This is a genomic window from Flavobacterium mesophilum (assembly GCF_039581405.1).
Taxonomy (GTDB): domain Bacteria; phylum Bacteroidota; class Bacteroidia; order Flavobacteriales; family Flavobacteriaceae; genus Flavobacterium.
Genome location: NZ_JBCPXZ010000001.1, coordinates 686219 through 710288, shown reverse-complemented (window position 1 = coordinate 710288; position 24070 = coordinate 686219). Strand labels below are relative to the sequence as shown.

At 33.7% G+C, this 24070-nt stretch carries 19 protein-coding genes and 1 pseudogene; 13 read left to right on the top strand and 7 right to left on the bottom strand.

Features of this window, described 5'->3' with window-relative positions:
• Positions 1 to 134: 134 nt before the first annotated feature.
• Positions 135 to 1301, top strand: coding sequence for a hypothetical protein (locus tag AAYQ19_RS03010; protein ID WP_343533693.1), 1167 nt, complete (start codon positions 135 to 137; stop codon positions 1299 to 1301).
• A 157-nt stretch (positions 1302 to 1458) separates the two neighbouring features.
• Here the strand turns inward: AAYQ19_RS03010 and AAYQ19_RS03005 are convergent, their stop codons facing one another.
• A complete protein-coding gene (locus AAYQ19_RS03005) occupies positions 1459 to 4092 on the bottom strand; it encodes a TonB-dependent receptor (protein WP_343533691.1) in 2634 nt (877 codons plus the stop codon).
• A gap of 297 nt (positions 4093 to 4389) precedes the next feature.
• Between AAYQ19_RS03005 and ychF the strand changes: the two genes are divergently transcribed.
• The 11 genes from ychF to AAYQ19_RS02950 all read left to right on the top strand — a co-directional run bounded on the left by ychF (position 4390) and on the right by AAYQ19_RS02950 (position 17512).
• Entirely contained in the window at positions 4390 to 5484 is a 1095-nt protein-coding gene (ychF, locus tag AAYQ19_RS03000; RefSeq protein ID WP_343533689.1) for a redox-regulated ATPase YchF, read from the top strand.
• Between the two features lie 384 nt (positions 5485 to 5868).
• Positions 5869 to 6546: a TIGR02117 family protein gene (locus tag AAYQ19_RS02995; protein WP_343533687.1), complete on the top strand. Its 678-nt coding sequence runs from the start codon at positions 5869 to 5871 to the stop codon at positions 6544 to 6546.
• A gap of 7 nt (positions 6547 to 6553) precedes the next feature.
• Entirely contained in the window at positions 6554 to 7147 is a 594-nt protein-coding gene (locus AAYQ19_RS02990) for a hypothetical protein (RefSeq protein ID WP_343533685.1), read from the top strand.
• Between the two features lie 177 nt (positions 7148 to 7324).
• Positions 7325 to 8248 carry a YihY/virulence factor BrkB family protein gene (locus AAYQ19_RS02985; protein ID WP_343533683.1) on the top strand — a complete coding sequence of 308 codons (924 nt, stop codon included), beginning with the start codon at positions 7325 to 7327 and terminating at the stop codon, positions 8246 to 8248.
• 110 nt (positions 8249 to 8358) lie between these two features.
• Positions 8359 to 8883, top strand: coding sequence for an NADPH-dependent FMN reductase (locus AAYQ19_RS02980; protein WP_343533681.1), 525 nt, complete (start codon positions 8359 to 8361; stop codon positions 8881 to 8883).
• A complete protein-coding gene (locus tag AAYQ19_RS02975) occupies positions 8884 to 9864 on the top strand; it encodes a transglutaminase domain-containing protein (protein WP_343533679.1) in 981 nt (326 codons plus the stop codon).
• 178 nt (positions 9865 to 10042) lie between these two features.
• Positions 10043 to 10888, top strand: a complete 846-nt coding sequence (locus AAYQ19_RS02970; RefSeq protein WP_343533677.1) for a transglutaminase domain-containing protein — start codon at positions 10043 to 10045, stop codon at positions 10886 to 10888.
• Between the two features lie 81 nt (positions 10889 to 10969).
• The gene (gene pncB, locus AAYQ19_RS02965; RefSeq protein WP_343533675.1) at positions 10970 to 12145 is read left to right on the top strand and encodes a nicotinate phosphoribosyltransferase; all 1176 of its coding nucleotides are present in this window, start codon (positions 10970 to 10972) and stop codon (positions 12143 to 12145) included.
• Positions 12146 to 12307: 162 nt separating this feature from the next.
• The gene (locus AAYQ19_RS02960) at positions 12308 to 14176 is read left to right on the top strand and encodes a DNA topoisomerase IV subunit B (RefSeq protein WP_343533673.1); all 1869 of its coding nucleotides are present in this window, start codon (positions 12308 to 12310) and stop codon (positions 14174 to 14176) included.
• A 22-nt stretch (positions 14177 to 14198) separates the two neighbouring features.
• Positions 14199 to 14759, top strand: coding sequence for a hypothetical protein (locus AAYQ19_RS02955; protein ID WP_343533671.1), 561 nt, complete (start codon positions 14199 to 14201; stop codon positions 14757 to 14759).
• 32 nt (positions 14760 to 14791) lie between these two features.
• The gene (locus tag AAYQ19_RS02950) at positions 14792 to 17512 is read left to right on the top strand and encodes a DNA gyrase/topoisomerase IV subunit A (RefSeq protein ID WP_343533669.1); all 2721 of its coding nucleotides are present in this window, start codon (positions 14792 to 14794) and stop codon (positions 17510 to 17512) included.
• Between the two features lie 56 nt (positions 17513 to 17568).
• On the opposite strand, the pseudogene AAYQ19_RS02945 reads toward AAYQ19_RS02950, so the two are convergent.
• Positions 17569 to 18225, bottom strand: a pseudogene (locus AAYQ19_RS02945) (AAA family ATPase); the annotation flags it as partial.
• A 29-nt stretch (positions 18226 to 18254) separates the two neighbouring features.
• Between AAYQ19_RS02945 and AAYQ19_RS02940 the strand changes: the two are divergent.
• Positions 18255 to 19475, top strand: a complete 1221-nt coding sequence (locus tag AAYQ19_RS02940; RefSeq protein WP_343534404.1) for a hypothetical protein — start codon at positions 18255 to 18257, stop codon at positions 19473 to 19475.
• 18 nt (positions 19476 to 19493) lie between these two features.
• On the opposite strand, the gene AAYQ19_RS02935 is transcribed toward AAYQ19_RS02940, so the two are convergent.
• The 5 genes from AAYQ19_RS02935 to AAYQ19_RS02915 all read right to left on the bottom strand — a co-directional run bounded on the left by AAYQ19_RS02935 (position 19494) and on the right by AAYQ19_RS02915 (position 24046).
• Positions 19494 to 20120 (bottom strand): 3'-5' exonuclease, encoded by a 627-nt coding sequence (locus tag AAYQ19_RS02935; RefSeq protein WP_343533667.1) that lies wholly within the window; start codon positions 20118 to 20120, stop codon positions 19494 to 19496.
• A 2-nt stretch (positions 20121 to 20122) separates the two neighbouring features.
• Positions 20123 to 22045, bottom strand: coding sequence for a DUF294 nucleotidyltransferase-like domain-containing protein (locus tag AAYQ19_RS02930; RefSeq protein ID WP_343533665.1), 1923 nt, complete (start codon positions 22043 to 22045; stop codon positions 20123 to 20125).
• A 263-nt stretch (positions 22046 to 22308) separates the two neighbouring features.
• Entirely contained in the window at positions 22309 to 22680 is a 372-nt protein-coding gene (locus tag AAYQ19_RS02925; RefSeq protein WP_343533663.1) for a DNA topoisomerase IV, read from the bottom strand.
• 215 nt (positions 22681 to 22895) lie between these two features.
• Positions 22896 to 23471: a DUF1572 family protein gene (locus AAYQ19_RS02920; protein ID WP_343533662.1), complete on the bottom strand. Its 576-nt coding sequence runs from the start codon at positions 23469 to 23471 to the stop codon at positions 22896 to 22898.
• A 2-nt stretch (positions 23472 to 23473) separates the two neighbouring features.
• The gene (locus AAYQ19_RS02915; protein ID WP_343533660.1) at positions 23474 to 24046 is read right to left on the bottom strand and encodes a pentapeptide repeat-containing protein; all 573 of its coding nucleotides are present in this window, start codon (positions 24044 to 24046) and stop codon (positions 23474 to 23476) included.
• Between the last annotated feature and the right edge of the window lie 24 nt (positions 24047 to 24070).

Sequence of the window (24070 nt, the reverse complement as noted above, 5' to 3'; positions counted from 1 at the left end):
ATTTCAGAGCTTTATAAAATCCTGAGTAACATGCTCAGGATTTTTTTTTGTCTTTTTTGAATATTTATTCTTTATAATGCTGTTACCTAACGATTTATTTTGTTAATTTGATGTTAAGATTCTAAAAACAGCCTATGAGGAGACTGGTACGTTTATTTATCGTATTATTTAGTATTACTGCTTTTGCGCAAAAATCTGAATATTCTATTATTGTAAAAGATATCGAAACGCAATTACCGATAGAAAATGCAACAGTAGTTATTATGAAGACCAAGCAAATCCTAATAAGTAATAAAGAGGGCATAGTGACTTTTATGCTAGCGGGTGGCTCTAATATTGAAATTTCCGAGACGGATTATGAGCCTTTGAATATCCGCTGGACGTCACTAAAAGGCGACCAAAAGTCTGTGGTTTATTTAAAGAACAAGAATAATAAACTGGACGAAATTGTAGTTTCAAAGGAAAATCCGCAGAAGATTTTTCAAAAAATTGTTTCTAATTCTAAGAAAAAATTAGCGTCATCTTACAGATTAAAAGTCTATGTAAGAGAGTTTTTTATGCTCGATAATAAGTACTCTTATTATAATGACGGACTTGTGAATTTTCAGTTTTCAGTCAATCAAAAAAAATCAACTACTACATTATTGGTAGAGCAAAATAGATCTTATGGCTTATTGGAATCAGATGTGAGTGCCGATTTGAAAGGCTATAATTTGAATAATATCATGGAGAATTATTCGAATTTGAAATATTTCGATCCGGTTTTAGATCCTAAAACTAGAAAAGAATATGATTTTACAACGACTGGTCATCCCAATAATAAAGATTATTATGTGTTGAAAATTACACCTCTGGATAAATCAAAAAAAGCATTGGATACTTTTGAGATTGTTTATGATCCGGTTAAAAAACTTATTATCGAATATACCATTACGATTGAGCCTAGAAATCTGATGCAAATTGAAGAACAGACGAAGCCAGGCTCAAAAAATGTAACAAAATCTAATGTCAGAGTGAGCTACAGAATCGATGGGGAAGATTATTATTTGTTGAGTTCGAATGAAGAAATTGCATATAATCTTGTTTTGAAAGAACAAACAAAGAAAATCGAAATTAGAAACAGTTTCACCACAACACATTTTAACAGACAAAATTTCACTTATAAAGAAAGCGACGTTTTTAAAGAGAAAACACTTTTTAATAAGAAGAATAAAATCATGACCAATTATTGGGATATTTCTGGTTTTGTCGCTACTGATGAAGAAAAAGCAATTATTGCGGCTTTGGATTATAAGCTGTAAAATGTGAGAATGAGAAAATGTGAGAATGAGAAAATGTGAGAATGTGAGAATGTGAAATGTCACTTAATTATAACAAAAAAATCCTGAACCGAGAGTTCAGGATTTTTTTGTTTATTGTCAGGCTGAAGGAAGTTAAAGCCCTTTTGTTTTGAAATGTCTAGAAATTAAATCCAAGTCTTGCATAGTAATAAGCACCGCTGAATCCCATTTGAACGGCATCCCAGTAACCACCGGCTTCTGTGTTTCCTTGTTCGTCTTGTTTTGTTGGATAAACATTGAATAAGTTATTGCTTCCGATGCTTATTTTTAAGTTTTTAGAAAGTCTGTAGCCTAAAGTTAAATCAGTTACCAATCTTGGGTTGTAAACATCTTCTTCATCGGCATAATCAACTAAAACTACTTTGCTGAAACGTGTGAAAGCTAAACCTGCGTCAAATTTGTTTTTCGCATAAGTAAGATTTAAACCGAATTTACTGTCTGGAGCTGAAGCCAGTAAAAAGGCTTTTTCGCGGTTTCCAAAGAAAGTTTCAGCATCTAAATCACCATTTTTAACTTTGTCAATTTTCATATCATTGATATTACCAACTAAGGTAGCGCCAATATTTCCGAAATCATAAGTCTTTTTCCAAGAGAAAACCAAGTCTAGACCGTGTGTGCTAGTGTCAACTCCGTTTGCAAAAAATTGCGCTTCAGAAACACCAAGGTTTAAAGAACTGGCATCAAAATATCCGGTAAGAACGATACGGTCTTTTACCTTAATATAATAACCGTCAACAGTTGCGGTGAAATCTCCATAAGTCGCTGTGAAACCTAAAGAAGCATTTACAGCTTTTTCTTCATTCAATTTTTCAATTCCGAAAGCTTTTGTAACAGGGCTGTCATTTGGAGCCAAAAGAACTTCGGTTGCACCGCTTGCATTAAAGTTTGTAAAACGCAAATTATAATAAATTTGAGCTAATGAAGGCGCACGGAAACCTGTACTTACAGAACCTCTTAAGTTGATATGATCATTGATTTTGAATCTTGAAGCTAATTTTCCATTTAATGTGCTTCCAAAATCACTGTAATTTTCAAAACGAACAGCACCGCTCACCATAAATGCTTTGCTTACATCTAATTCGGCATCAGTATATAGAGAAAAGTTGGTACGGCTTTCATTTACTTCGTTTGCTGGGCTGTATCCAGGGAAACCTTGTGAGCTTCCAGGTCTCGGATTTCCAGAAATCGGATCAATCGGTGCGCTTTGCGTTGTTGGATCAGTAATTGGTTGTCCATTGGTGTCGTAGGTAGTGTAAGAACCTTCTTCACCAGCAAAGATTTCAAATTTTTCTACTCTGAATTCGGTTCCAAAAGCAATATTGAAACCGCTCATGATGTCGTCATAATTTTTCGAAATATCAAAATTGGTTGTGTTTTGAAGCAAGCTATGGCCTCCCGCGTTAAATTCTGTTGGAGATTTCTCTTCAAGAGAAGCATTTAGCGTTCCTTTTATATCATATTCGAATCGGTTTTTTCCAAAAGTATTGCTCAAATCCATTTTCCATCCGCCAGTAGTCGTAGTTCTAATTCCAGCAGCAAGTGAATTATCTGTAATATGTGAAGTAATTCTTGGCGTATATCCACCTGGATAAATGGCTTCAACAACGCGTTCTCCGTCATTTCTAGTAAAGGCATAAGCATCGGTATCTCTAAAATTAGATCCACCAAAGGCATAAAGTTCCGTTCTTTCAGATAATGGAAGGTTAAAGTTTCCAAAGAAATTTAATCCTCTAATTTGTGCATCGCCAAAACCTTTTCTAAAATCGTATGCAGGTCTTAAAGTTTTATCTTTCTGTATAAATTCTCCAGTAAAGTTGGCATAACCGCCTTTGCTTCCAACTGAAAGACCATAATTTGCTGCAACTTTCACAGATCCTCCATCAAAAGATTTGTCTTTTCCGTAAGAGTTTCCGTTGCCTTTTTGGTCTAATCTAAATCCGTCTGTATTCGGTGTTCCTGGCAAAAAGTCGCCTTTTGCATTGGTATTGAAAACGCCGTACGTTACAGATCCGTTAACTTCTTTTACATTATCATTTGTAATAATATTAATAACTCCGGCGATGGCATCAGAACCATATTGCGCTGCTGCACCGTCTCTAAGGATCTCAATTCTTTTGATTGAAGAAGCCGGAATTGCATTCAAATCGGTTCCTGTGTTTCCACGTCCACGAGTTCCAAATAAATTGATAAGAGAGGATTGATGTCTTCTTTTTCCATTAATTAAAACCAAAGTCTGATCTGGTCCCATACCTCTTAAAGAAGCTGGATCAACGTGATCAGCTCCGTCAGAACCTGATTGTTTGTTGGCGTTGAATGATGGAGCAACGTATTGTAATAATTGATTAATTTCAATTTTACCACTTTGAGTTGTAACATCTTTTACATTAATGACATCAATAGGGACTGCTGAGTTTACAACAGTTCTTTTGGTGCTTCTTGACCCAACGACAACTACATCATTTAAAACTTGGCCATCGCTTTCGTTTAAAGTGATATCTATTTTATTGCTTGAAGCCGATTTTTCAACGGTTGAAAAACCAACATAGCTAAAAACTAATGTAGCGCCATCTTTGACTTTAATTTTATAACCTCCTTCAAAATCGGTGGAGACACCATTTGAAGTTCCTTTTTCGACAATGTTTACACCTGGTAGTGGTGTGCCGGTTTTGTCCTTAACGACTCCTGAGATTTCTTTTTGGGCAAAAAGAAATGCTGTATTCAGCAGAAATAATAATAAAACAAGTTTTTTCATGTTGGTTTGGTTTTTTGGTTTGTTTTTTATTGGTTTAGTTTATAAAAGTAGTATTTTTTAACAAAAACTTAATAAAATGTTTAAAAATTTTTAAGATTGGCTTTAAAATTATATTAATGAACATTTTTACTTCGTGCAAGAGCTATTAAATCTTATATTTGCAAAATTTTAAAGCCAAAAAATATCATTTTGGCAGAAATCAAGAAAAAGACATAAAATCATAATGCATTAAATTACAAGGTTTAATGTTTTAAGGTCTAAAATGATAAGACCAAATAATAATATAGAAACAAACAGATGAAAGCAGGAATTGTAGGATTACCAAATGTTGGAAAATCAACATTATTTAATTGTTTATCTAATGCAAAAGCGCAAAGTGCCAACTTTCCGTTTTGTACAATCGAACCTAATATTGGTGTTGTAAACGTTCCAGATCCAAGAATCAACAAATTAGAAGAATTAGTAAAACCAGAACGCGTACAAATGGCAACTGTAGATATCGTTGATATTGCAGGTTTGGTAAAAGGTGCAAGTAAAGGTGAAGGTCTTGGAAACCAGTTTTTAGGTAACATTAGAGAGTGTAATGCTATCATTCACGTTTTACGTTGTTTTGACAATGATAATATTGTACACGTTGATGGAAATGTAAACCCAATTCGTGACAAAGAAACTATCGATATCGAGTTGCAGTTAAAAGATTTAGAAACAATCGAAAAACGTTTAGAAAAAGTAAAACGTGCTGCAAAGACAGGAAATAAAGAAGCGCAAACAGAAGAAGCTTTATTGAACAGAATTAGAGAGGCATTATTGCAAGCAAAATCAGCAAGAACTGTGGTTCCTCAAAATAATGATGAAGAAGTTTTGATGGAAAGCTTTCAATTAATTACTGCAAAACCAGTTTTATACGTTTGTAATGTTGACGAAAGTTCAGCAGTAAGTGGAAACAAATATGTTGACCAAGTTCGTGAATTAGTAAAAGATGAAGAAGCTGAAGTTATCGTGCTTTCAGTAGGAGCAGAAGCTGATATTACAGAATTAGAAAGCTACGAAGAGCGTCAGGTTTTCTTAGAAGATATGGGATTAGAAGAACCAGGAGCATCAGTTCTAATTCGTGCAGCTTACAAATTATTAAAACAACAAACTTATTTTACAGCAGGTGTAAAAGAAGTTCGTGCTTGGACAATCAATATTGGAGCGACTGCACCTCAAGCGGCTGGAGTTATCCACACCGACTTTGAAAAAGGATTTATCCGCGCAGAAGTTATTTCATACGATGATTACGTTCAATACGGTTCTGAGGCAAAAGCGAAGGAAGCTGGAAAATTCAGAGTTGAAGGAAAAGAATATATCGTAAAAGATGGTGATGTAATGCACTTCCGTTTTAACGTTTAATCTTTTTTTAAGAAGAAAGAAACAAGAAGAAAGAAAATAGAGAAAACTGCTGGAGAGATTCAGCAGTTTTTTTTTATCCTTAAAAAACTTATGAAGTGGTTTTGCATAAAGTTTGTCATTCCGAGGAACGAGGAATCTTAGCAAGTAGCTCTACAAAGTTTTTCAAATAGTTACGGAGTTACTTGCGGAGATCCTTCCTTCGTCAGGATGACAAAAATGAGAATAAGAAGAACAAAAAAGAAAGAAAAAAATCCGTGTAAATCTGCGCTTTCGCGAAAGCGAATCAGTCAAATCTGCGGGCTTTTTTTGTGTGGTAAAATTTTTGGCTTAAAAATTGGTTACAGAAAAATTAACCAATTACTAATCTAAAATTAACCAATCAAAATGCTAAAAAAATCATTTAAATTTCTGGGCTGGACGCTTTTCGGATTTTTCAGTTTTCTTGCTTTATACACTTCATTAGTTTTGATTATCTCCAAAATCACAGTCAATTCAGATATTGCGCAAGTGGAAGAGCATAACGCAATTCCGATTTATATTCTTTCAAACGGAGTCCATACGGATGTTGTGGTTCCAATTAAAAATGAAATCAAAGATTGGCGAAATGAAATTCAATTCAGTCAAACACAATCAAAAGATTCTTTGGTGAATTATATCGCTTTTGGTTGGGGCGACAAAGGATTTTATCTTGAAACGCCAGAATGGTCAGATTTAAAAGCCAGTACTGCTTTTAAGGCTGCATTTGGAGTCAGTTCGTCGGCAATGCATACTACATTTTTCAAGCAATTGAGAGAAGGTGATGACTGTAAGCGTATTTTAGTTTCTAAAGAAAACTATCAAAAATTGGTAGCATATATTTCAGAAAGTTTCAGCGATCCAATTCATCCGCAATGGATTGAAGGTCATAGTTACGGAAAAAAAGATGCTTTTTATGAAGCAAAAGGAAGTTACAGCCTTTTCTATACTTGTAATACTTGGGCGAACAATGCTTTGAAAGCGTCCAATCAAAAAGCAAGTTTGTGGACGGTTTATGATAAAGGAATTTTTTGTCATTATAAATAATCTTGCGATGAAAAAGATGTTTTTGATTATCGCGATACTAGCAGTAATTATTTCCTGTAAAAAAGCAGATGCAGCAGCAGAATGTGTAGAAGGTTGTGCAATTTTTTATTTTGAAAATCCGCAACCTAATAATGATTCTGAGTTGGATCGTTTTCCAGCTAAATTTAGAGGATTGTATGTTAATAAGGATTCGACCTTTATTAGGATTGAAGAAGATAGAATTCTGGAAGAATACTTTTGGAAGTTCAAAATTCATAAGCTTAAATTAGATTCGCTAAAGGCTGAGTGCGATGTTGTTAATGGCAAATTAGTGGTAAAGGATACAAAATATAGTTATGATATTTTCCCAAAAGGAGATTCGATAGAGTTGATTCAAAAAAGTATTGATACACTATTCAGGTTTTCTCTTTATCAAAAAGCAAAACGCATTGATGGGCAATTAATTTTGAGTAAAAAAGATTCCATATTCTGGAGAGCTCGATTTGTTTTACTTGATAAAAATACGTTGAAATTTAAAAATCTTTATGATTTGAAAGATTTGAAAAAGCTTGATTCCGTCACTAAAATAAAGCTAAAAAGCTTGATTCTATTTCGTATTTGATCAAGCCAGCAAGAAGCGAATTCAAAAAGATTTTCAAAATTAAAAACTTGGGATACGATCAAGAATATAAAAAAGTGTCTAGATAAACATGGGAAAAATATAAAATTCGCCTAAAATCCGAGAAGTGTTGCGGTTTCATTAATGCCTACATTTGAATAAATATCAAAAAATCAGCAAATGAAAAAGCATAACATCTTTTCAAAAACTTGGTATTTATTAAAAACGACATTTTTAGAATTCAACGACGATAATGCGATTAAGTTAAGTGCGGCATTATCATATTATACCATTTTTGCATTGCCTCCTTTATTGATAATTATAATTACTATTTGTGGCGTCTTTTTTGGGGAAGAGGCAGTCACAGGCCAGTTATACGGGCAAATAAATAGGTTGGTGGGGAATAATGCAGCGGTACAAATTCAGGAGGCAATAAAAAATGTTCAATTATCAGACAGCAATGTGTTCGTAACCGTTTTTGGGGTTGTAATGTTACTGATTGGGGCGTCTGGGGTTTTTGCAGAAATCCAGAGTTCCATTAATTATATTTGGGGATTGCGAGCCAAACCCAATAGAGGTTTGCGAAAATTTATTCAAAACCGATTAATGTCGTTTTCTATGATCGTTTCGGTTGGATTCCTGATGTTGGTCAGTTTAATGATCAACGCTACTTTAGATGTTTTAAACGCCCGTTTGAAACTGTATTTTCCAGATACTACGGTTTACTTTTTTTATGTGGTTAATTTAGTAATTGTTTTTGCCAGCATCACATTGCTTTTTGCAATTATATTCCGAACTTTACCTGACGGAGTGATCAAGTGGAAAGATGCTTTTATTGGAGCTTCTTGTACGGCAATTTTATTTATGATAGGTAAATTTGCAATTGGCGTTTACCTCGGAAATTCAACTGTTGCAAGTGTTTACGGTGCGGCGGGTTCAGTAATTATAATTTTGGTTTGGGTGTATTACTCGGCTATTATTTTGTATTTTGGAGCTGAATTTACGAAAGTGTACGCAAAAGCTTTCGGAGGAAGTATTTCGCCAAATGATTATTCTGTAGAAATACAAAAAGAAGTTTTTGAAATTGAACCTGAAAATAATTAAACCATATAAGTTATATAAGTAAATATTAGTTTGCTTATTGAAGATCTTTTGAAGTTTGTAATTAAATGAACTTAGATCACTTATATGGTGAAAACAAAAATACCACAATTATGAAAATTATCGCCTTTGGAGGAAGTAACAGTACACAATCGATCAACAAGCGTTTAGCAACTTACGCATCAAGTTTATTTGAAAATGCCGATGTTGAGGTTTTGGATTTGAATGATTATGCAATGCCAGTTTTTAGTGTTGATCTCGAAAAAGAGGTAGGACAGCATAAAATAGCACAAGCATTCTTAAACAAATTGAAAGAAGCTGATATTTTAGTAGTTTCAATGGCCGAAAATAACGGAAATTATTCGGTTGCTTTCAAAAATGTTTTCGATTGGAGTTCTCGCATCGAAAAAGATGTTTTTCAGCACAAACCAATGTTGTTATTGGCAACTTCACCAGGAGGAAGAGGAGGTGCGTCAGTTTTAGGAATTGCTCAAAATCTTTTCCCTCGTTATGGCGCTGAAATTAAAGGAACTTTTTCATTGCCATCATTTGGCGCGAATTTTGATTTAAATGATAATAAAATTTCTAATCTTGAGTTAGACAAAGAACTGAAAGATATTATCAAATCAAATTTTTAAATGCCACAAAAAAAGATTTCATTTTTATTCCTTTTACTGCATATTATTTTTTTCAATTTTGCTTCTGCACAAAAGATAAGCGAAGTTGATAAAATCGTTGCAAAATACCCTAAAAGTTTTGGCTCAACCGAAAAACTGGCAGATCGAATCGAGAAAGATTTTGATTCTGACTATGATCGCGCGCGCGCCATTTACAGCTGGATGGCTTTTAATATGAGGTATGATTACAATGCGTTTTTGAATCCGCCACGAGTTCAGGGTTTTAGTTATTCTTCTGAAGCCGAAAAACAACGAAAAATCAAACAACTGAACGATAATCTGATTCAGAAATCCTTTAAAACTCAAAAAGCGGTTTGCGAAGGATTTACAGCTTTGTATCAGCATTTGGCTGGACTTGTTGGATTAAAATGCGAAATAGTTCGAGGCGATTCCAAAGTTAGATTAGCCGATATTGGCCGAAAAACAACTTCGTCCAATCATGCCTGGAATATGGTTTTGATTGATAAAAAATGGCGTTTGGTTGATGTAACTTGGGGACAAGGCTATTATGACAGCAGTAAAGGAAGGATGGTCAATGATTTTAATCCAGCATATTTCGATACTGATCCGGATTACTTTTTTGCAAAACATTTTCCAGATTCAGGCTCATTTCTTGGAGATCGATTAGATAAAGAGGCGTTCTTAAACGGACCTTTGATTTACAATAAAACCATTGAAGAAGATTATCAAATTAAAGCGCCAGATGCTGGAATACTTGAAGCAAAAAGAGGAGATAAAATCACTTTTGAAATCAAAAATCTCTCAAAAGCAGATCAGGTTTTTTATTTGAATAAAAGAAACCAGCCTGTTAAAATTCAGAATCCAAAGGAAAAAAGAGGCGGTTTGGAGTTTCAAATTTTAATCGACAATAATATAGGAGAATATATTACGATTTATGCGAATACAAATAGCATCGTTTCGTATAAAATTGCCTTGAAATAAAAACAACTTAAAGTATTTTACCCCATTTCTTAATCTTAACACCAAAATGACAATAAGAAAAATTGTTTTCGTCTTCCTTTTTTTAAATTTTATTTTTATCAGTTCTTCGTATTCACAAAAATATAGCGCTATAGACAGTATAGTTTTAAAATACCCTGATTTTGGAAGCACTGAAAAGTTGGCAGAAAGAATTAAAAAAGATTTTACTACAGAGCGTGATAAAGCACGAGCGATTTACAGTTGGATTGCTTTGAATGTTGATTACGATGTAAAGACATTTTTAGATCCACCAACACCAAAAAGTGTTGATTATAAAAATCAGGCCGAAAGGGATAAAAAAATACAATTGATGCATGAAGAAGTAATGCGCAAAGCTTTTAGGACCAGAAAAGCAGTTTGTGAAGGGTATTCACTTTTATATGCGCATTTGGCAGCGCTTTCAGGTTTGAGATGTCAAGTTGTAAATGGAGATGCAAGAACTGTTGTACAGGATATTGGCAGAAGAAATTATCTTATGAATCATGCATGGAATAAGGTTGAGGTTGATGGAGAATGGATTTTAGTTGATGCCACATGGGGCGGAGGAAGTTACGATCATCGCCGAAAAGCATTTGTAAAGAAATTTACACCTATTTACTTTGATGCCGACTTAAAGTATTTTAATGCGATGCATTATCCTGAAGCCTCTATGTATAAGGGAAATACAGGAAATAAAAGTGAGTTTTTAAACGCACCACTAATCTACGATTCATTTATCGAAGAACAAGCCGAAGTCTTAATGCCTTATTCGGGTGTAATTATGGCAAACGAAGGAGATAAAATAACATTCAAAATAAAAAATATTGACAGACTTGACAATATTTGTTATCTAGATAAAAAAGAGCAACGTGTCGAGATCGAGAACCCAAAAGAAGAAGACGGAAGCTTAGAATTTCAAGTTACATATAGTAAAAAAATGGGCAGATTTATTTCGTTTTATCTTTTTGGGAAAAATTTTGCTGCATTTAAAATTATTCCAAAATAGATTTAATAACTGTTCTCAAAGAATTTTTCTCTTTCCTCAAATTGCCGTATCTTAGCAAGGAATGAAAAGAATTTTGATGCTATGGAAACTACTTTTTTGAAGTCAATATTAGATAATGATTTCTATAAATTTACGATGCAACATGCCGTAATTAGACTTTTTCCAAAAGCAAAGGTTCGTTATGGATTTATAAATCGTGGAAAACATGTTTTTCCAGCAGGATTTGCAGATTTGCTTCGAAAATCAGTTGATGCGATGGCTGATTTGCAATTGACTAAAGAAGAAAAGTTATACTTAGCTCATCATTGTCCCTATTTAGACCCAACTTATTTAGATTTTTTGCAAGGATTTCGTTATGATCCTTCAGAAGTACAAATAAGTCAAGAGGGATCAGAAATTTTTGTTACCGTTGAAGGATTTTGGTACCGAACCATTTTATGGGAAGTATCACTAATGTCGCTGATTTCGGAACTTTTTTATAAAGCAAGTCATTTGATTCGATTGAATGACGAAGCAATAAAAAATCTTACCAAAGAAAAAATCGATAATTACAATAAGCTTGGGGTTTCAGTTTTAGAATTTGGCACCAGACGCCGTCATTCTTATGAAGTGCATAATTTGGTGAATGAAACGCTGCGAACTTTTGGCGGTCAAAGTTTCATTGGAACAAGCAATGTACATTTTGCAATGGTCAATAATAAACGTCCGCTTGGAACACACGCGCACGAATGGTTTATGTTTCATGCCGCGCAATATGGGTTTAAAATGGCTAATTTGATAAGTTTGGAACATTGGACACAAGTTTATGGCGGAGATCTCGGAATTGCCTTAACAGATACTTATACAACCGATGTCTTTTTTAATCAGTTTGATAAAAAATATTCCAAACTTTTTGATGGCGTCCGACATGATAGTGGTGACCCGATAGAATTTGCGCAAAAGGTTATTTCGCATTATACCAAAATGGGAATTGATCCAAAATCAAAAACAATTGTTTTTTCGGATTCGCTGAATTATGAAAAGGTAAAAAAGATAGTCGATTTCTGCCAAGACAAAATAAAAATGTCTTTCGGAATTGGAACAAATTTCACCAACGATGTAGGTCTTCCAGCAATGAATATGGTCATCAAATTAACCGATACAAGACCCGATAATACACATTGGCAAGGAGTTGTGAAATTGTCTGACGAAAAAAACAAAAATACGGGAACGCCCGAAATGATTGCGCTGGCAAAAGAAGTACTCGGAATCAAATAGTATTTTTTGCTGAAAACGCAGTTTTTTTATATTTTTAGTGCTCGTTTTCTTTTAAAATCAATTTAAACAGATTTTAAACTGTTATTATTCATAACAAAAAAGGAATACGCTTTTATTTTTTACCGATAAATGGTACATTAGCCAAAAATCCTAAATTCATTTATGCTAGAGCAAAATCAATACAACGAAGATAATATTCGTTCACTCGATTGGAAGGAACATATTCGTATGCGTCCTGGGATGTACATCGGGAAATTAGGGGACGGATCATCACCGGATGATGGTATTTATATTTTATTAAAAGAGGTTTTAGACAACTGTATCGATGAGTTCGTTATGGGTGCCGGAAAAACTATTGAAGTATCTATTAAAGACAGAACGGTTTCGGTTCGTGATTATGGGCGTGGAATTCCGTTAGGAAAAGTAGTCGATGTAGTTTCCAAAATGAACACCGGAGGAAAGTACGATTCTAAAGCTTTCCAGAAGTCAGTTGGATTGAATGGTGTCGGAACAAAAGCGGTAAATGCTTTGTCTAACTATTTTCGTGTAGAATCGGTTCGTGACGACAAACAAAAAGGAGCGGAGTTTTCTGCAGGAAATTTAGTTCTGGAAGAAGAAGTTATCGATACAACAAAACGTAAAGGAACAAAAGTAATTTTTACGCCAGATGAAACGATTTTCAAAAACTATAAATTCCGTTTAGAATATGTTGTAAAAATGGTTAAAAACTATTGTTATCTGAACAATGGTTTGACGATTATTTTTAACGGAGAAAAATACTATTCTGAAAATGGTCTTCGTGATTTATTAGAAGAAACCATTAGTGAAGAAGATTTAGAATACCCGATTATTCATTTGAAAGATCAAGATATCGAAGTAGCGTTGACACACAGTAAAACGCAATACAGCGAGGAATATCACTCTTTCGTAAACGGTCAAAACACAACGCAAGGAGGAACGCACTTAGCGGCTTACCGTGAGGCAGTTGTAAAAACAATTCGTGAATTTTACAATAAGAATTTCGAGGCATCAGATGTTCGTAAATCGATTGTAAGTGCGATTAGTATTAAAGTAATGGAACCTGTTTTTGAGTCGCAGACCAAAACAAAATTAGGTTCTACCGATATGGGTTCTGATGACGGAACACCTGCAGTTTCTGTTCGTACTTTCGTTAACGATTTTATCAAAACGAAACTGGATAATTACCTGCATAAAAACCCAACAACTGCCGATGCTTTATTGCGTAAAATTCTTCAGGCAGAACGCGAGCGTAAAGAATTATCAGGAATTAGAAAACTGGCAACTGATCGTGCTAAAAAAGCGAATCTTCACAATAAAAAATTAAGAGATTGTCGAGCGCATCTTCCAGATACAAAAAACCCAAGAAATTTAGAAAGTACGCTTTTTATTACCGAGGGAGATTCGGCTTCTGGATCGATTACAAAGTCACGCGATGTGAATACACAAGCCGTTTTCAGTTTGCGTGGTAAGCCTTTGAATTCGTACGGAATGAGTAAAAAAATTGTGTATGAAAACGAAGAATTCAACTTGCTTCAGGCGGCACTTGATATCGAAGACGGATTAGAAAAACTGCGTTACAACAACATCGTAATCGCAACCGATGCCGATGTCGACGGTATGCACATTCGTTTGCTTTTAATAACTTTCTTTTTGCAGTTTTTCCCAGAATTAATCAAAGAAGGACATTTGTATATTTTGCAAACGCCACTTTTCAGGGTTCGTAACAAGAAAGAAACAATTTACTGTTATTCTGAAGAAGAAAGAAAAGACGCGATTGAAAAATTAAAACCAAAACCAGAGATCACGCGATTTAAAGGTTTGGGAGAGATTTCGCCAGATGAGTTTAAGAACTTTATTGGAGACACGATCCGCCTTGATCCGGTTATGATGGATAAACATACTTCGATTGAGCAATTGTTGTCTTTCTATATGGGGAAAAACACTCCAGATAGACAAGAGTTTATTATCAAGAACTTGAAGGTTGAGATTGATGAGCTTGAAGAGGCTTAAGATTAGAATCTGTCTTTAGTATATGAGAAAAGTATTTTTTTTGTTGACGATTTTAATATTGATTTCTTGTAAAAAAGAACAAGAAAAGCTTGAGCTTGATGAAACTCCCATAATTACTAAATCTGAAACAGAAATAATCAAAGAAAGAGATTTTCCTTTAAAAGAATTATCTAAGGTTGAAATTTTGTCCTATGAAGACCGAATGCGATGGGATAGAAAAATTACTAAAAAAGATAATAAATATTATAAAGACCTTGTGGTTGATTATAAATTGAACTTTGACAGTACAAAAATTAAAGAGAGAGTATTCTTAAGTTCAGCATTGAAAACGGAATTAATTGGCTTAATGTCTCAGGATAGTTGTAAAGTAGAAAATTTGCCTAGAGATTGTTATATGCCAAGACACATGATAGTTTTTAGAGATCAAAAAAATAGAATAATTGGCTACAAAGAGCTTTGTTTGTCATGCAAAGGTTATAGAGAATCAAAAAACATGGAAAATTACAATGGTTTTTGTTTTACTCAAATGGAGGACCTTTTTAAAAAAGCAGGTATAAAATATTTTGACGAAGATTACGAATAAGAAAGTTTACTGAAATAAATTCAGCATAAAAAATGAAAGACGAAGAAGACGATAACATAATTCCAAGCGACGACGAGAATAATCAGGATGAAAACCAGATCGATGACAATCAAAATGGAGATGACGATGAGATTATCGATGTAGATGCTAAACATTTTGAAGGAGCGCATTTTTACGAAAATCAGGAAGAAGAGGGCGAAGACGTTATTACGAAAGTAACCGGAATGTACAAAGACTGGTTCTTGGATTACGCTTCGTATGTAATTCTGGAGCGTGCCGTTCCTGCTATCGAAGACGGATTCAAACCTGTTCAGCGTCGTATTATGCACTCTTTGAAAGAGTTGGATGATGGTCGTTATAATAAAGTTGCCAATGTAGTAGGGCACACCATGCAGTATCACCCACACGGAGATGCGAGTATTGGTGACGCAATGGTGCAAATTGGTCAAAAAGATTTATTGATTGACTGCCAAGGAAACTGGGGAAATATCTTAACTGGTGACGGTGCGGCAGCGCCCCGTTATATCGAGGCACGTTTATCTAAATTTGCTTTGGAGGTTTTGTATTCTCCAAAAATTACCGATTGGGGAGTTTCGTATGACGGTCGTCGTGCAGAACCAAACAATCTTCCAGTTAAATTTCCATTGCTTTTAGCGCAAGGGGCTGAAGGTATTGCGGTTGGTTTGTCAACGAAAGTTTTGCCTCATAACTTTAATGAATTAATTGACGCTTCGATTAAAATCTTAAAAGGAAAACCGTTTACGCTTTATCCTGATTTTATGACGCAAGGTATTGCCGACGTTTCAAATTACAACGATGGAATGCGTGGCGGACGTGTGCGTGTTCGTGCTAAGATTTCGCAATTAGATAAAAATACATTGGTGATTACGCAGATTCCGTTTTCTACCAATACTTCGAGTTTGATTGACAGTATTTTGAAAGCCAATGAAAAAGGCAAAATCAAAATCAAGAAAATTGAAGATAACACTGCTGCCGATGTTGAAATTTTAATTCACCTTTTCCCTGGAGTTTCGCCAGATAAAACAATCGATGCATTATTTGCATTTACAGCTTGCGAAACATCTGTAGCACCTTTAGGATGTGTCATCGAAGATAACAAACCGTTGTTTATTGGTGTTTCTCAAATGTTGAAAATTTCAACAGAAAGAACGGTTGATTTACTTCGTCAGGAACTTGAAATTCAGTTAGAAGAATTAAAAAATAAATGGCATTTCGCTACTTTGGAGAAAATCTTCATTCGAGAAGAAATGTATATTGACTTCAAATTATACGGAGACAGAGAATCATTATACAAATATTTGTATGACCGATTTGAACCTTTCAAGAAGTCATTTGTTAGAGAAATCAACGATGATGATTTGCAAAGGTTGACTCAAATTCCGATGATTCGTATCACACGTTTTGACTCTGATAAAGCAGACGAATTGATTTCGAAGCTAGAGGAAGAAATGAAAGAAGTGGAATACAATTTAGAACACCTAACGGATTTTGCAATTGCCTATTTTACCAAATTAAAGGAGAAATACGGAAAAGGACGTCAACGTCAAACAGAACTTCGTGTTTTTGATAACGTTGAGGCTACAAAAGTAGTTTTAAGAAACACAAAATTATATGTAAACCGTGAAGAAGGTTTCGTAGGAACCAGTTTAAAGAAAGACGAGTATATAGGTGATTGTTCTGATATTGATGATGTTATCGTGTTTTTAAGAGACGGAACCTTGATGATTACAAAAGTTGACTCCAAAACCTTTATCGGAAAAGATATTATACATGCGGCTGTTTTTGATAAAAACGATAAGCGTACCATTTATAATATGATGTATCGTGATGGAAAATCAGGACCTTCTTATATTAAGCGTTTTAATGTAACTGGTGTTACTCGTGATAAAGCATACGATTTGACGAATGGAACAAACGGTTCGCAAGTGGTTTATTTTTCAAATAATCCAAATGGTGAAGCTGAGGTTGTGACGATTTTATTACGTCAGGTAGGGACAATTAAAAAGCTGAAATTTGATATTGATTTTGCCAAATTAGCTATTAAAGGACGTGGTTCTAAAGGAAATTTGGTAACGAAATATCCGATCAAAAAAATCGAATTAAAAGAAAAAGGAATTTCAACTTTATTGCCAAGAAAAGTTTGGTTTGATGATACCGTAAAACGTTTAAATGTTGACGCAAGAGGTGAGTTGCTTGGGGAATTTAAGCCAAGTGATAAAATTTTAGTGATTAGCCAGTCAGGTAAATTAAAAGTAATCATTCCAGAATTATCTACTCATTTTGAGGAAGACATGATTATTTTGGAAAAATGGAAGCCTAAAAAACCAATTTCTGCAATTTATTATGACGGTGAGAAAGAACGCTACTTCTTAAAACGTTTCCTTGTTGAAAATGAAGCAAAAGAAGAAAGCTTTATTACAGATCATCCAAATTCACAATTAGAAATTGTATCAACAGATTATCGCCCAGTAGCGCAATTGGTTTTTGCAAAAGTAAAAGGAGTTCAAAAAGAAGATCTTCATATAGATGTAGAAGACTTTATAGCCGTAAAAGGTTTTAAAGCCTTAGGAAATCAATTAACTACTGATAAGTTAAGACAAGTTAATTTATTAGATCCGCTTCCGTATGAAGAGCCAGTTGAAGAAGTTCCGGAAAAACCTGAAATTTCAGAAGACGATCCAGTTGAAACTGAATTAGACGACGACGGCCAGATAGGTTTAGTTTTGGAATAAAAATAAAAAACGCTAAGAATTAATCTTAGCGTTTTTTTATGGTTGTAAATGTTTCATTAATTTTCATTTGGAATAGTTTCTTCTTTGATCCATTTAACCTCATTGTTTTCAATAATTGCAGAAATCGTATCTCCATTTTGAACTTCACCAGAAATTATTTTCTTTGCTAATGGTCTTCTCAAGTGGCTTCTGATAATGCTTTTTATTGGTCTTGCTCCATATTTAGCATTAAAGCCATTTTCAGCAAGATACGTTTTAGTTTCAATTGGAATTTCAACCGCAATGTTTATATTTTTCAATAAATCTGTAAATTCTTTCTTCAAATGAATTTCAAGTATTTTTAATGAATTGCTTTTATTGATAGGCGCAAAAGGTACAATTTCGGTTAATCGACCTAAAAATTCAGGTCGGAAATAATTTGTCATAATTTCCATTAGAGAAGTTGAGCTTGGAATTTCTCCTTTATTAAATGTTTCTACAATATGATCTGCTCCAATATTAGAGGTAAAAAGAATAATTGCGTTTGAAAAATCACCTTCTTTTCCTAAACGATCGTGAAGTTTGCCTTCATCCATAATTTGAAGAAAAATATCAAAAACAGATGGGTGTGCTTTTTCAATTTCATCAAATAAAACAATGGAGTAGGGTTTTTGTCTAATTTGATTTACTAATACACTTCCCTGTTCATAACCAACATATCCCGGCGGGGCTCCAAGAAATGTTTTACTATTATTTAAAACAAATGAAATGTTTTCACGATGATATACAATTAAATGTAAATGAGGGATACAATGTACAATCAGGTCATTTAGATATAGAGAGTATAATAAATCGTAATTATACAAATCTTAGCGAAATAATGCAGGAGGTTAATGAGTTTTACTTTGATAATTTCTATACTTTAAAGGGCGCTTTGAATTATAAGCCTCTTGAAAATTATGGCGCAGATTATAAATGTTTTGAGGAAATAACAAAAGGTGATGAAAATAAACTTATTTGGTTGAAATTGGTTTTTCCAGAATCACTTGTTCCCGAAATTATAGATAATGTCTCATTTACAGTAAATTGTTTTCCAGTCATTAATAAAAAGCGACATTCTGCTGAAAAAACTTTTGGCACGTTTTTATCTTATTTTGCTTTAGATACTGAAAATAATATATATCTGGATTTGGAATCAGTTATAGACCCCTTAAATATTCATTACGAAATAAAAGAATTCAAAGATGGAATTCTTGAAGAAGGAAACGCGGTTTTAAGAACTGGCGGAGTATCAAGATTCGATTCTAGAAGCGCATCGGAATTATTGCAAAATGTTCTAGATGTATTGAAGGACGAAAGTTCTTCTTTTTCAGGTCTAGGGAAAGATTTTACGAACAGTTCTTTGGTTCAGATTAATCAATTGCTAGCTTCTTTAGAACAACAGGCTAAAGAAAGTAATTTTTCCAAAAGTAATGATCCCTATTTAATGATAAAACCTAAAAATGATGAAACGGTTGGAAAATACTTTAGAATAAATTATTGGTCGACTTGTGCGGAAGACGGAAATGATATTAAAGCAGGAACTGTTTTGGATTGTAAAGATATGTATTTTATAAATAAAGATGCTGTTTTGATGACCAATACAGTTGGTGGTTTAAATAAGAAAAACAATAAAGATCGAATTTTAGAATATAGGAATGCATTACTAACACGTGGAAGAATAGTAACTTTTGCAGACATCAAAGCGTTTGGATTTTATCATTTTAAAAGTTCTATAAAAGACATAAGAATTGAAAAAGGAACCCGAAAAGAAATCTCTGTAAAAGCTGGTTTTAGCCGTACTGTGGATATTTTTATAACGACAAATCCTCAAGATAAAAAACATTTGTCAAATGAAGAATGGCAGTACATATGCGACAGTTTCATGAAAAATTTAAAAAACAGATCTTCTAATGTATTTCCGTATCGAATATTTGTTGATTAAATAGAAAAGCAGAACTTTTTACTTAAACAACTGATTCAAATTAATTGCTTTTTTCTCTTTTAACTTCTTGACAATTTTAAGAAAAGCTATGGCGGTGATATAGGCATCACCAAGCGCCGTGTGACGATCCTTTTTAGAAATATCAAACTTATCCGCAAGATCATCTAAAGTGTAATGATCTTTTCTTTCGAATAAATGTGATTTGATTAAAGTTCGTTTATATAAAATTCCTGTATCCAATTTATAATTGCGAAGTTCAGGTAAACCATTTCTTTCTAACGCTTTATTAATCATTGTGATATCAAACATTGCATGATGCGCAATGATTATTGAATCTCCTAGAAAATCTAAAAACTGTTGTAAAGCCTCTAATTCACTAGGACGTTTTATTACGAATGCTTTTAAAATACCATGAATCTGCGCTGTTGATTTATCATAATGATCTTGTTCAATGTAAACTTCGAAGCTTTCCTGAATAGATATTTTTCCATTTTGAAGAATCAATGCGCCAATACATAAAATCCTGTCGTTGTCATAATCAAATCCTGTGGTCTCAGTATCTAAAACCACAAAACGTGTTTCTTCAATCGTGATATTTTCGTCAAATAAATTTTCCTCCTTTTTCCAAAAATCAAATAAACTCATAATTAGACTAGATTTGAGATGTTAAAACGAACCGAAATAAGTTCCTGAAGTTCCTTAATAGTTTTAAAAGTACGCTTCAACTTAATTTTTTCCATTTTGGTTAAAGACTCCAATTCGATAAACTGACCAGAATCATGATGTAAAAGACCTTGTTTGGTTCTGAATTTCAACAAAGCTTTAAATGAGTAGGAACATGATAAATACAGTTCTCTATTGTTAGGTTCCAACTCGGCTAATTTCTCAAAACGTTCTGCAGTATTGCTGATTCCTTTAACTGAATGGGATAAAATTAATACGCGCGCCGCATCTGTCAATGGCATCAAAGCTCTTCGTTTAATATCAAAATTATCTTTATTGGCGCCATCTTGTTCAACTAGAAATTGTCTAAAAAAGCCAGTAGGAGATGGGCTTTGCAAAGCACCGCTTACTAAATGCATGTAGAAAATGGGATTTGCTTTTACATCTTCAAAAATATAATTTGATAATTGGCTAACAACTTCAGAATCGCCATAGGTCAAACTATAGTCAAAGAAAATAAAGGATAATAAAACCTCGTTTTTGCCCGGATTTGTGATCCAGTGGTGCACTTGGCTTTTCCACTCGTCAAGACTCATGCACCATTTTGGGTTAGATGCCATCATTTCGGCAGGGCAGTAATCATAACCAATGTCAAAAAGCCCTTTATTGACAAGTCCAGCAAATTTGTGAAAATATACTCTAGTTTCATCTCTAAAAACTTCATTCACATTTTCATAAACAATTGCATTATCCTGATCCGTATGCAACATTTGTTCACCACGTCCTTGGCTTCCAAGTGCGAGCCAAGCAAATTTTACAGGTGGTGGACTGCTCATTTTTTCTAAACAAATTTCAATGACACGATTGGTGCAAGCTTCGTTGAGCTCTGTAATGATTTTTGTAATCAAAGTCATTGGAATATTTTGGTCAAGATAACCTTGCAATAATTGCATAATGCGATTGCGAATCGGTTTTATTTCTTTGATTTTTTTGGTACGTTTTAAAGCTTTTATTAAAACCGCAGGATTATTTCCGAGCGCGACCATTACATCATGTTTCGATAAAATTCCGACTGCTTTAGTGTTTACAGTTCCGTCTTTTGTCAAGCATAAATGGCTGATGTTGCTTTTCATCATGGCCATTTGCGCTTCGGTAACTGTCATTTTTTTAGGATACGTGATAACGGGTTTTGTCATTATCGTTTCTGCTGTAGTTGTAATCGGAAAGTCACCTGTTACGATTTTATTTCGAAGATCCTTATCAGTTAAAATACCAATTGGCAACATTTCATCTACTATCAAAATCGCACCAACTTTCTTTTTATTCATGATTTTGGCCACATCTTTAACAGTTGTTGACGGACTGCAAGTGACTATTTTTTTAGAATATTTTATAGGAGCTAAATCAAAAGAATGATTGCTTGAATGGAGATTTTCATTCAACTGGTCGTCATCTCCATATAATTTATCTTTATGAATGTCTGAATACGGATTTCTGGTGTTCGAGGCATAACTTTCGATCAAGAAATTACCAACATTTCTGTTTTCAAGTGCATACGGTTTAAAAACTGCAATCGGAATGGCGTATAATATACTTTCCTCGTGCGCGACAGCTTCCATAATATAATTTTCTTGCGCCAAAAGTGGGCGAAGTCCAAAAATATCGCCTTCGTCACACATGTCCAAAACGGTATTTTTAGTGCTCTTTTTTAAAGCCACAGCACCTTTATGAACCACATAAAAAGAATCATGGGTTTTATCATTTTCAGCAAAAATCACCGAATCTTTTTCTTTATATATAATAGAAATCTGCTCCGATAGTTTTTCCAGATCCTTCTGGTGAAGAAAATTAAACGGCGGATAATTCTTTAAAAAGTCGGCGACTCTTTGTGAAATAGTGTTTTTCATTTGATCAGATTTGAAATCTAAAAATACTATTTAAAATATAAATGTAAAAGAAACACGTTATAATAATTTGCTGGAAAGTCACAAAGTCACAAAGTTACAAAGTTACAAAGTCACTAAGGTTCAAAGGTTCAAAGGTTCAGAGGTTTTTCAGTTTTAGTCGAATCTTTTGTCATCTCGAGAAACGAGGGATCACAGAAGAAGCTCAACAAATTATTTCAATAAAAAAGCCCCTTAAAAGGAGCTTTGATAATTTGGTATAGCGCTTAATCAGCTCTATAAACTGTACCGCGTTGCTTTTCTTCAGAACCAACCAAGCCAAATTCAAAAGTATAAGAATCTTTAGAAGTGGTTAAAATCTTCATACTGATTGCTTTTTCTTCGGCCATGTTTTTTGGGTGTTTTTTTTGCAGAATATATTCGCAATCGCTCACCCAGCGAATGGTTGCTGTATCTGTTTTTCCTTCAAAAGTTTCGATTTCGATATCGTCTTTGCGTTCAAAGAAAGTAGTTTTTTTAACTCCATTTACTTCGGTTTCAAATTTGAATTTTCCGGTTTTGAAATCTTTACAATTATGCTCGGCATTATAACAAGATACCAAAGTCAGAAAAGGAAATAAGAATATAATTTTTTTCATTTTGAATTGTGTTGTTTTTTAGAAGCTAAGTAGGATTTAGATTTTCAAAAATCCTTTCTAATTAAAAACTAAAAAGAAAATTACAAGAGTAATAAAGGTTAGAAAAAGTAAATTTCGTTTTTTGTTTTGAGGACTCTGTTCTTCGGTTAAACTTGTTTGACAGAATTTAATAAAGATCCACCAACACGTTCCGCCAAAATTTGCATAATATTCTATCATTTTAATCTTTTTAATTCATCGTCTGTAAAGTTCTTGATTTCTTTTTCTTTAGCAAACTTTTCGGCATTGTAATTTCCTGATTTGTTTTTCGGAATCGACAAACTGTTCCATGCGCTGTTTTTCAGTTGTTTGGCATAAAAAACAATTTGTCCAACATGATAAGGATAATGTGCTAATTGACGATTTATGGCTTCAATAACGGTATGACCTTCGTTTCTGATGTAGATTATTTCTGAAAGTTGTTCCGGCTTTAAGCTTTCAAGAGCGTTTTCAAGACAATTCCAGCCTTTGTTCCATAGTTCAAGAACTTCATCTTTGGATTTCAAATCATTTTCAAATTCAGCATCTCGGTTTCGCCATTCTTTTTCACCATCGGATGTTAAAAAATCGGTCCAACGTGAAAGCATGTTTCCCGAAATGTGCTTTATAATTGTGGCAATGCTATTAGTGTCTTCGTTAACAGAAACAAAAAGCTGTTCGGATTCAAGTTGATCTATGGCTTTTTCGCCCAGCATTTTATAATATAAAAACTGTTTTTTAACACTTTCTAAATAAGATTGATCTGCGCTCATATCTAAACAATTTTGATGTCATACTTATCTAATAATCCTGCAATTCCTTCATTAGAAAATTGCGCTTTTTTCATAGGATTAAATTCGGGATCAATTTTGTAATTATAAGCCGTTTTGAAATTGACTCCAGCTAATTGTGTTTCGTTGAATATTGCTCCATCAAGGTCGCAATTGTCAAACATAGAACTTGTTAAGTTAGTTCCAATAAATGTAACTTCGCGTACAGAACAATTGATGAATTTGGTTTTTGGCATTTTTTTATTCGAAAATAAAGCATAGTCCAAAACGCTTTCTTCAAAATGAACTTGAAATAAAAAATCATCACATTCGTTAAAAGCAATTCCTAAAAGTTTGCAATTTCTAAACGTAACATTTTTTAAACTTGTTCCTGCCAAACTCGTCATCGAGAGATTACAGTCAACAAATTCGCAGTCTAAAAAAGTATTGTAGGCAAAATTACTGTTCGAAAAGTCGCAGTTTTTAAAAACACAATCTTCAAACTCTCGATTGTTTATTTTTTTGTCGATGTAAACAACTTTTTCGAATGTTTTTTGAATGTGAATTAGACTTTCCATGAATGTTTTGTAGCGATTTAAAAT